Origin of the sequence: Lysinibacillus parviboronicapiens (genome assembly GCF_003049605.2) — a bacterium.
Classification (GTDB): Bacteria; Bacillota; Bacilli; order Bacillales_A; family Planococcaceae; genus Lysinibacillus; species Lysinibacillus parviboronicapiens.
Genome location: NZ_CP073713.1, coordinates 264,642 through 275,338, shown reverse-complemented (window position 1 = coordinate 275,338; position 10,697 = coordinate 264,642). Strand labels below are relative to the sequence as shown.

The following is a 10,697-nucleotide window of genomic DNA, read 5'->3' as shown; positions in this document are numbered from 1 at the left end:
GTCAGCTTCACTCGTTCAGTCAGTCACGTACTAAGGTACGCTCCTTTCCTCTCTCGCTTGCTTCCTAGAACTACTTGTGTCTTGAAACCCTACATTATCTGTTATTAAGCCTAAAAAACTTAAAAAATAAATGTGTTTGTTACTATTTCAATGTCGTTTTATCCAGTTTTCAAAGAACAAGTTTTGAAGTTATTCATTCAGAAGAATGAACCTTCAAAACTGAACGCAAAACGTAATCTTACAAACCCAAGGTTTGTATTCCGAAAATATCCTTAGAAAGGAGGTGATCCAGCCGCACCTTCCGATACGGCTACCTTGTTACGACTTCACCCCAATCATCTATCCCACCTTCGGCGGCTGGCTCCAAAAGGTTACCTCACCGACTTCGGGTGTTACAAACTCTCGTGGTGTGACGGGCGGTGTGTACAAGGCCCGGGAACGTATTCACCGCGGCATGCTGATCCGCGATTACTAGCGATTCCGGCTTCATGTAGGCGAGTTGCAGCCTACAATCCGAACTGAGAACGACTTTATCGGATTAGCTCCCTCTCGCGAGTTGGCAACCGTTTGTATCGTCCATTGTAGCACGTGTGTAGCCCAGGTCATAAGGGGCATGATGATTTGACGTCATCCCCACCTTCCTCCGGTTTGTCACCGGCAGTCACCTTAGAGTGCCCAACTAAATGATGGCAACTAAGATCAAGGGTTGCGCTCGTTGCGGGACTTAACCCAACATCTCACGACACGAGCTGACGACAACCATGCACCACCTGTCACCGTTGTCCCCGAAGGGAAAACTGTATCTCTACAGTGGTCAATGGGATGTCAAGACCTGGTAAGGTTCTTCGCGTTGCTTCGAATTAAACCACATGCTCCACCGCTTGTGCGGGCCCCCGTCAATTCCTTTGAGTTTCAGTCTTGCGACCGTACTCCCCAGGCGGAGTGCTTAATGCGTTAGCTGCAGCACTAAGGGGCGGAAACCCCCTAACACTTAGCACTCATCGTTTACGGCGTGGACTACCAGGGTATCTAATCCTGTTTGCTCCCCACGCTTTCGCGCCTCAGTGTCAGTTACAGACCAGATAGTCGCCTTCGCCACTGGTGTTCCTCCAAATCTCTACGCATTTCACCGCTACACTTGGAATTCCACTATCCTCTTCTGCACTCAAGTCTCCCAGTTTCCAATGACCCTCCACGGTTGAGCCGTGGGCTTTCACATCAGACTTAAGAAACCACCTGCGCGCGCTTTACGCCCAATAATTCCGGACAACGCTTGCCACCTACGTATTACCGCGGCTGCTGGCACGTAGTTAGCCGTGGCTTTCTAATAAGGTACCGTCAAGGTACAGCCAGTTACTACTGTACTTGTTCTTCCCTTACAACAGAGTTTTACGAACCGAAATCCTTCTTCACTCACGCGGCGTTGCTCCATCAGGCTTTCGCCCATTGTGGAAGATTCCCTACTGCTGCCTCCCGTAGGAGTCTGGGCCGTGTCTCAGTCCCAGTGTGGCCGATCACCCTCTCAGGTCGGCTACGCATCGTTGCCTTGGTGAGCCGTTACCTCACCAACTAGCTAATGCGCCGCGGGCCCATCCTATAGCGACAGCCGAAACCGTCTTTTAGTCTTTCACCATGAAGTAAAAGAGATTATTTGGTATTAGCCCCGGTTTCCCGGAGTTATCCCAAACTATAAGGTAGGTTGCCCACGTGTTACTCACCCGTCCGCCGCTAAATCAGAGGAAGCAAGCTTCCTCATCATTCGCTCGACTTGCATGTATTAGGCACGCCGCCAGCGTTCGTCCTGAGCCAGGATCAAACTCTCCATAAAAGAAATTTGATTAGCTCAAATTGTTTTGCTGGCATCAATTTTGATGTCCAAAATTTTGTTTTATTCACTAACCGAAGTTAGCTACTAAAAACGTTATTGATTACGTTTTGCTTGTTCAGTTTTCAAGGTTCATGTTTTGCTTGTTTTACCGTGTCACCTTGGCGACTCATATAATACTACACACATTTTTTAAAAAGGTCAACACTTTTTTAAAACTTTTTTTAAAGTTTAAAAACCTTCCTATTATAAGGACAATATTTTTTTAATACGTTAAACACTTTTTTAGTATTTCATAGGGTTTCGCTTATCGCGTTAGTTTATGATTTTAACATATCTCTCTATAAAAAAACGAGCAAAATTTTTTGGTTATTTTTTTATTTAAATATAATGATAGAGGTTGAGTCTATCTAGATTGTTCATGCGGATAAAAGAAAAAACTCGGTATAAAACCGAGTTTTTAAAATGGGAAGAAGAATGGAACAGCTATCATCATGACAATAAACATCACAACCTGTAGTGGTAAGCCGACTTTTACAAAGTCCATAAATTTATAGCCCCCTGCAGTCATAACAAGTGCATTCGTTGGCGAGGCAATCGGTGTAGCAAATGCCATACTTGCTGCCACCGCTACACCAATCATAAATGTAGTAGGGTTTGCATCCATAGCGATTGCTGCATTCATAGCAATTGGTGCAAACAGGACAGCCGTTGCGGTATTACTAATAAACTGACCAAAAACAACCGTTAAGAGATAAATCCCAATCAGCACCCCATAAGCGCCATAACTACCAAGCACATCAATAATACCATTCGACAAAATGACCATACCGCCGGTTTTTTCTAAAGCCGTGGCCATTGGAAGCATTGCTGCAACAAGGACAATACTTTCAAAATTCATATTGCTATATGCATCTTCCATATTACGCAGACAGCCTGTTAAAATCATTAGCACTGCACCAATCATCACAGAAATAACGGCCGGAAATACTTCAAAAGCCATCAAGATAATCATGAGCAGCATAATGGCGCCCGCAATACCTGCCTTACCAGTGGCAGCCGCCACACTTGCATGTTCTTTTGGCTGACCAACAACAACAACGTCTTGTGTTTCCCTTGCAAGTAGTAAGATTTCATCCCATGCACCCTGCACGAGAATGGCATCACCGAATTTCAACTTATGTGAAACCATATCCTGTAACTTATAGCCACCTTTGCGATTAATGCCAATAATATTGAGATTGTATTTTTCACGGAAGCCCAATGAGCTGACAGTCTCATTCGTGAAGCTAGAATTTGGCGTTAGTAGTACCTCTGCAATGCCGAGATGCTTTGATACCAATTCATCAGCTTCTCCCTCAACCAGTTCTTGCATCTCTAAGCCATAATCTAAAGCTAAGCGTCGAATGTCTTGTTCCTCACCTTGCACATAGAGTTCATCCGTAGCATGTATAACGCTTGTTGGACCAGCCATTTCCTGATAAGTCATTGGTAATAAATTTATACCTTCTTGCGATTTACGATGAATTTTCATCATACAGAGCGCATATTTCGCAGGTAGCTTCAATTCTGCTAGTGACATGCCAATAATGGCAGCGTCCTCAGGTACATATATTTTAAACAAACGATTGTTCAAATCATATTGCTTAATAATTTTCTTTGGCGAGAGTTTGTAGCCTGCATTTGTTTGGGCACGATTTTGTTCATTGGGCAATAATATATTTCGCACAAGCACCAAATAGATAATGCCGACAATCATCCCAACAATGCCTATTGGTGTCACTTCAAAAAAGCCCAACTTATTATAACCACGATCCACCAAAAGCTGACTAACAATTAGATTCGGCGGCGAAGCAATCAATGTCATAAGCCCGGAGAGACTTGCTACATAAGAAAGAGGTAACAAAAATTTGGAAGGACTTTCCTTCATACTAATTGCGATACTAACGACAATCGGCATCATTAAAGCTACTGTACCCGTATTACTCATAAAAGCGCCGACAGAGCCAACAATGACAAGTAGTAACACAAATAACTTCAGTTCACTATCGCCTGACCATTTCAACAATAGCTGCCCTGCCATCCCCGCAAGTCCCGTACGCAATATCCCAGCACCCACGACAAAAAGCCCTGCAATCATTAGTACAACAGAGTTCGAAAAACCTGCTAGCGCCTCAGCTGGCGTTAAAATATCCGTAATAATAAATGCGAGGAGCGACACTATCGCAACCAGATCAGCTCGTACACGATTCGTCATAAATGCAAATATCGTTGCTCCTAAAATGATAAATGTTAAAGTAAGTTGCAAATCTAATAATTTCCTTTCCATAAAGATGACAGTTCTATTTTATATTAAAAAGAGCACAAATAAGTCTATTTCAACTTATTTGCGCTTTTTTATTAAATATAAATGTATAAATCTAGACACAATTACCAATAAACGTTGCCTTTTTAACGGTAGGTTAAACCCCATTATCATTATGACCATCTAGACAAATTTTTTCTAGATATTAGGTAAACAGTAGCTAGATAAAATACGATAGATTATTTATAGAAGAATGCCATCCTGTACGACAATTCGACCATTTTTAATGACTGTATGGGTGTGATTCATACCGTAAAAATATTGTAGTTGCTTATAATTAGCAACATCGAGCATGATTACATCTGCTTGCTTTCCTACTTCAAGTGAACCAATTTGATGTCCTCGATTAAGAGCATATGCTGCGTTAATAGTCGTCGCTGTTAATACTTCCTCCAGCGTCATGCCCATATGCATACAAGCTAAATTCATGATAAACGGCAGACTCATCGTCGGGGAAGAGCCAGGATTAAAATCGGTGGAAATAGCAACAGGTACCCCTTTATCGATCATCAGACGCCCTCTTGCGAAAGGAGCGCGCAAGAAAAATGCGGTTCCAGGGAGCAATACAGCAATTGTACCTGTTGCTGCCATTTTTTGAATCCCTTCGTCTGAAGCAACTAGTAAATGCTCTGCCGAGATTGCACCCACTTCAGCAGCTAACTCCGCTCCTTTATATGGCTCAATTTCATCGGCATGGATTTTCGGTGTTAGCTGCAACACTTTCCCTGCCTCTAAAATACGGCGGGATTGTTCTGGTGTAAATACACCTTTTTCACAAAATACATCATTAAACTCTGCAAGCCCTAGTTCAGCGACTTTAGGTAGCATATCATCAACAAGTATGTCGACAAATTCATCTTCACGCCCTTTATAATCTCGCGGCACTGCATGAGCACCCATAAATGTACTCACTATATCTATAGCATGTGTAGCATGCAGCTTTTTAGCTACTTCTAATTGCTTTCTTTCATTTTCCCAATCCAAGCCATATCCCGATTTTGCCTCAACAGTTGTGATACCATGCTTTAGAAACACATCTAAATGGCGCAGCGTCTTTCCGTACAATTCATCAAAGCTAGCCTCTCTTGTTTGCTTCGTGGTTGCATGAATTCCACCACCTGCATTCATGATATCCATATAAGTGGAGCCATTTAAACGCATATTAAATTCCTGTTCACGTGTACCTCCATGGACTAAATGCGTATGGCAATCAACGAGGCCAGGCATAACGACCTTCCCTGTAGCATCAATAACCTCTGCCACAGTTAGTAAATCAGGGTAGTCTACTTCCAACTGTGTGAAGGGACCAATTGCAACAATACGGTCATTCTCTATTAAAACACTGCCATATGGGATAATTGCAACATCTTGCATTTGTTCTTTTATGCGAGGACCTTGCGCTACACTCTTGAAGGTAATGACCTCATTGGCATTTTTTATTAAAATCGTCACTTCGCATCATCCCTTTGCTTTAGCATAGGCATATGCACACCTTTTTCCTTTGCCGTATTGATGGCGATCTCATAACCAGCATCTGCGTGACGCACAACCCCTAGCCCCGGGTCTGCTATTAATACCCGAGCAATCTTATCTGAAGCAAGCTGAGAGCCATCTGCTACTAATACTTGACCTGCATGCTGCGAGAATCCTATTCCTACGCCACCACCATGATGGACACTTACCCAACTTGCTCCACTCGCCGTATTAACTAGTGCATTTAAAATAGGCCAGTCAGATACTGCATCCGAGCCATCTTTCATACCCTCTGTTTCACGATTTGGAGAGGCAACAGAGCCAGAATCTAAATGATCCCGCCCAAAGACAATCGGCGCTGATAACTCACCGCTAGCAACCATTTCATTGACCTTCAATGCAAATCGATGACGATCACCATAGCCTAACCAGCATATTCGGGCGGGTAATCCTTGCCATTTCACCATTTTTTGTGCCATATCAATCCAATTCACTAAACCTTTATCATGTGCAAACATCTCTTTTGCAAGTGCATCTGTTTTATAAATATCTTGTGGATCACCGGAAAGTGCTGCCCAACGGAAAGGCCCTTTTCCCTCACAGAATAACGGACGGATATATGCTGGCACAAAGCCCGGGAAATCAAATGCATTGGCTACACCCATTTCTTTTGCATATGCACGTATATTATTACCATAATCAAATACTTCTGCACCCGCCTGTTGAAATTCAAGCATTGTACGAACATGCTCTGCCATTGTTTCTTTTGCTCTTTGCTCATAGGTTTTTACATCCTTTTTACGCAAATTAAGCGCTTCTTCAAATGTCATCCCGTTTGGAACATAGCCATTTATCGGATCATGTGCAGATGTTTGGTCTGTTACAAAGTCAGGAATAATAGCGCGATCAAGCAGCTCACGATTTACATCTGCACAGTTGCCAACGAGGCCAATTGATGCAGGCTCCTTTTTTTCACGTAGTGCATTTACTAATTGAATGGCTTCCTCTACCGATTCAACAATATAATCACAGTAGCCTTCTTTTATTTTGCGTTCGATTCGCGCTCGATCTACTTCCACTACTAAAATCACGGCACCAGCCATTTTGCCAGCTAAAGGCTGGGCGCCACTCATGCCGCCCATTCCCCCAGTTAAAATGAATTTACCGCGCAAATCAGCTGTACCAAATACTTTTTTGCCAGCCTCCACAAAGGATAAGTACGTTCCTTGTAAAATACCTTGTGCACCGATATAAATCCAGCTACCTGCTGTCATTTGACCGTACATCATTAAATCGCGGTCCTCTAGTTCATAAAAATGCTCCCAGTTTGACCAAGCTGGCACTAGATTTGAATTTGCAATGAGAATGCGCGGTGCATTTTCATGCGTACGAAATACAGCAACCGGCTTTCCAGATTGAATGAGTAACGTTTCATCATCCTCTAATTTTTTCAACGAAGCAATAATTTGCGCGTAGCTTTCCCAATTGCGAGCTGCTTTACCGATACCACCATAAACAATTAGCTCATCCGGATTTTCCGCTACTTCAGGATCTAAATTATTCATTAGCATACGCATAGCTGCTTCCTGTATCCATCCTTTACAAGTAAGCGTTGTTCCTCTTGGTGCACGAATATTTGTTTGTGTCTCCATACTGCCATCCCCTTTGCTATTATTTCGACATTGCCACTAACTCATCACTCGTCAATAAATAGTTCGCTAACGCTTCTATTTCATCTCCAATCGGCTGATCGGTTGTAAGCGGTGGACAAATTGCACGTACCTTTTGCAAAAATTGACTTGTGGCCGGTGCTAATTGTTGCTCTGCTCTATCTAAATGAATGGCTTGCGAAGCGCAAATCATTTCTATCGCAATGACACGAGCAGCATTGTGCACAATTTGGCGTACTTGACGAGCAGATGTCGTCCCCATACTGACATGATCTTCCTGATTACCCGATGTAGGAATCGAATCTACACTTGAAGGGTGTGCCAATACTTTGTTTTCCGACACGATTGAAGCTGCTGTATATTGCGCAATCATTAGCCCACACTCAATCCCTGGATTTGTTGCTAAAAATGGCGGTAAACCCTCATTAAGTTGTGGATTAACCATACGTTCCGTGCGTCGTTCGGAAATATTGGCCCATTCACATACACCAATCTTTAAAAAGTCCATCGCCAGGGCAATTGGCTGTCCGTGGAAATGCCCACCAGATAATACTTCTCCATTCTCTAAAACAATAGGATTATCTGTCGTTGCATTCATCTCAGTTTGCACACGTTCCTCCGCGTAGAAGAATGACTGCCATGATGCACCGTGTACTTGTGGAATACAACGAAGTGAATAGGCATCTTGCATCCGGATTTCACCCTGCTTTGTCACTCGTTTACTGCCATCAAGCCACTTGCGAATTCGCCCGCCCACAAGCTCTAATTCCGGGTGTGGTCTTACAGCTAAGAGCGCTGGATCAAATGCTGCAGTAATACCTTTCAGTGCTTCAAGGGACAAACTTGCAGCCATATCTGCAGCAAGCCCTATACGTTCTGCCTCATTTAATGTTAATACACCAATACCTGTCATTGCCTGTGTACCGTTAACAAGCGCTAGCCCTTCTTTCGCTTGTAGTCGTACAGGTGTTAATCCCGCCTGCTGTAACGCCATACCACCACTTACAATCTCACCTTCAAACTCCGCCTTCCCTTCTCCTACAAGCACTAAAGCCAAATGTGAAAGCGGCGCTAAATCACCACTTGCCCCAACCGACCCCTGTGACGGTACTATCGGATGCACGCCTTTATTAATGCAATCCAGTAATAGCTGTACGGTCTCTTGTCGAATTCCAGAAAACCCCCGTGCTAATGCATTAGCACGTAAAATCATCATGGCGCGAACAACTACTGTCGGAAAGGGTTCGCCAACACCAGTGGCATCTGAGCGCAGTAAGTTCAACTGTAATAATTCATTATCCGCCTCATCAATACGAATATGACTAAGTTTTCCAAATCCTGTATTCACACCATAAATGGCTTGCCCTTCAGCTAAACGCTTTTCAATGCGCTCCCTACTTAATTGAATGCGTTTCTTACTTTCAGTGGATAACACAACAGTGGCATGCCCTTTCACGATTTCTTCTACTTGCTGTCTTGTTAATGTATTGCCATCAAGCTCAATGATAGACATCATTTAATATCCCCCTTGTTCTATATCTTGGGTAAATTATCTATATCGATAGAAATTCCTCTATTTACATTGTACAAACTCCCTTTTTCAGAAAATAGAGAATTTTAAAAGAGAAAACAGGAATTATTATTGATTTTTATGTTATTTTTAATAATATAATATTACTTTTTTACGAAACTAGATTATTTTAAGGCGGCTGATTGTTATGCGAATTTTATTGATTGATAGAGACCCTACAGAATTATCAGGTATTCGGTGGTTTTTACAAACTTACTTCCCTGGAGATATTGTAGTTGAAATATGTACGGCTATTTCTGAAGCAGCTGAAAGCGTTCAACAGTTTGAGCCTGAGGTAATTTTACTGAATATCGATTTAATTTCTAATAACCGTTTAACGAAGCTTTATCAGCTATTAAAAAAACACTCAGGCACTATTTTTGCAATAACGACAGAACCATTATTTAAAAATGCCATGAAAGCAATTGAATTACAGGTTGCACACCTTTTTGTAAAACCCATTGATTTAGAAATTTTAAAGCAAAAGCTCGCTACAATTTCGATCCATACAGCGAAGGAAAAGAAGGCCTATACCCCAGATACAGATGAAACATTTTACTATAAATTATTTTTAGATAGTGAGACTAGCTCTTTAGATACAGATATGCACTTCACAATGATTGAACCTGAGCATCCTGAAACATTAAATAAGTTGTACAATTGGATTCAGCAAACGCCAATTTACCAGCATATGAAAATATATCCATTATCAGATGGTATTGTCTGTCTATTTCAAATACATGATATGAAAACGGTAGAAAAAGATGTGCGCACATTGATGAATGAATGGAGACTCACGAATAATAGTTCTCTTAATATCGGGATTTACGACTACACACCTGCAACATTAAAAAATATGTATACCTTAACAAAGCGCGCACTTCATCAAAGTTTTTACGAAGGCTTCGGTCATATTTTTTATGCGACAAGACAGTTAGAAACGCAGCCATTCGATCCGTTATTAACACCAGAGGAGCAGCAGTTACTCATTAAAAGTTTAGAAGACGGTAATCTTGAGGAAATCAAAGCCTTTTTATATCGATTATCTAATGAAGGGATTTATTACGAACAGGATGACTTACGAATTCATTTGACGAGTGTTTTGGCTCAAATTCGACGCTTTATGCTGAAATATAAATTACACGAGAAAGCTGTGATTGAACAAAACTATCGTCAGCTTTTTCATCTAATCATTGAGCACCCCATACTTTATACAATACTTAATGGCATTATTGCTTTCACACAAACATTGATTGCTTTAGCTCGGCACGCTCGGATGGAGAAAAAAGCAGACTATGTAGAACTGGCACTAGAAATTATCGAGCAACAGTTTCAGGATAGTTCATTGTCCTTGCCTTTCGTCGCTTATAAATTAGGCATTAGCCCCAATTATTTGAGCACAATTTTCTCAAAGAAGCAGGGCTTGCCATTTAAACGCTCTTTACAGCAAATACGCATTCAAAATGCCACAAAAATGCTAGTCGAAACCGATTTTGCGATTAGCGAAATCGCACTTTTAAATGGCTTCGATGACCCAAACTACTTCATCAAAATTTTCAAGCAGCAAATAGGTACTACACCTAATCGTTATCGTAAAACTTGAAAATAGAGCCACTTACATTCACTATATTTTCAATTAGCATAATCTATTTTCAACACGTGTATAGTAGAAACGAAATAGAAGTATTTACTTCTATCTCGTTAAAAGTCATTCTATTTATTTATAAGCTTCACTACAGAAAGCGCCAACTAACAGTGTTAACGTCATTCAAATAAATCTTTTTAAATTGTTTC

Annotated in this window: 5 protein-coding genes and 1 rRNA gene; 1 reads left to right on the top strand and 5 read right to left on the bottom strand. The window is 41.6% G+C overall.

The annotated features are described in order from the left end of the window. Positions 1-276: 276 nt before the first annotated feature. From C9J31_RS01440 to hutH, 5 genes are all read right to left on the bottom strand, one after another. Positions 277-1,828, bottom strand: a 16S ribosomal RNA gene (locus C9J31_RS01440). Between the two features lie 457 nt (positions 1,829-2,285). Beyond that, entirely contained in the window at positions 2,286-4,154 is a 1,869-nt protein-coding gene (locus tag C9J31_RS01435) for an SLC13 family permease (protein ID WP_107925379.1), read from the bottom strand. Between the two features lie 219 nt (positions 4,155-4,373). Continuing rightward, positions 4,374-5,642, bottom strand: a complete 1,269-nt coding sequence (gene hutI, locus C9J31_RS01430) for an imidazolonepropionase (RefSeq protein WP_107950709.1) — start codon at positions 5,640-5,642, stop codon at positions 4,374-4,376. Then, positions 5,639-7,315, bottom strand: a complete 1,677-nt coding sequence (gene hutU / locus C9J31_RS01425; RefSeq protein WP_107950708.1) for a urocanate hydratase — start codon at positions 7,313-7,315, stop codon at positions 5,639-5,641. Before hutU ends, hutI begins: the two co-directional genes overlap by 4 nt. Before the next feature lie 19 nt (positions 7,316-7,334). After that, positions 7,335-8,849, bottom strand: coding sequence for a histidine ammonia-lyase (gene hutH / locus C9J31_RS01420; RefSeq protein WP_107950707.1), 1,515 nt, complete (start codon positions 8,847-8,849; stop codon positions 7,335-7,337). 202 nt (positions 8,850-9,051) lie between these two features. On the opposite strand from hutH, the gene C9J31_RS01415 reads away from it, so the two are divergent. Beyond that, positions 9,052-10,506, top strand: coding sequence for a helix-turn-helix domain-containing protein (locus C9J31_RS01415; protein ID WP_107950706.1), 1,455 nt, complete (start codon positions 9,052-9,054; stop codon positions 10,504-10,506). Positions 10,507-10,697 lie beyond the last annotated feature (191 nt).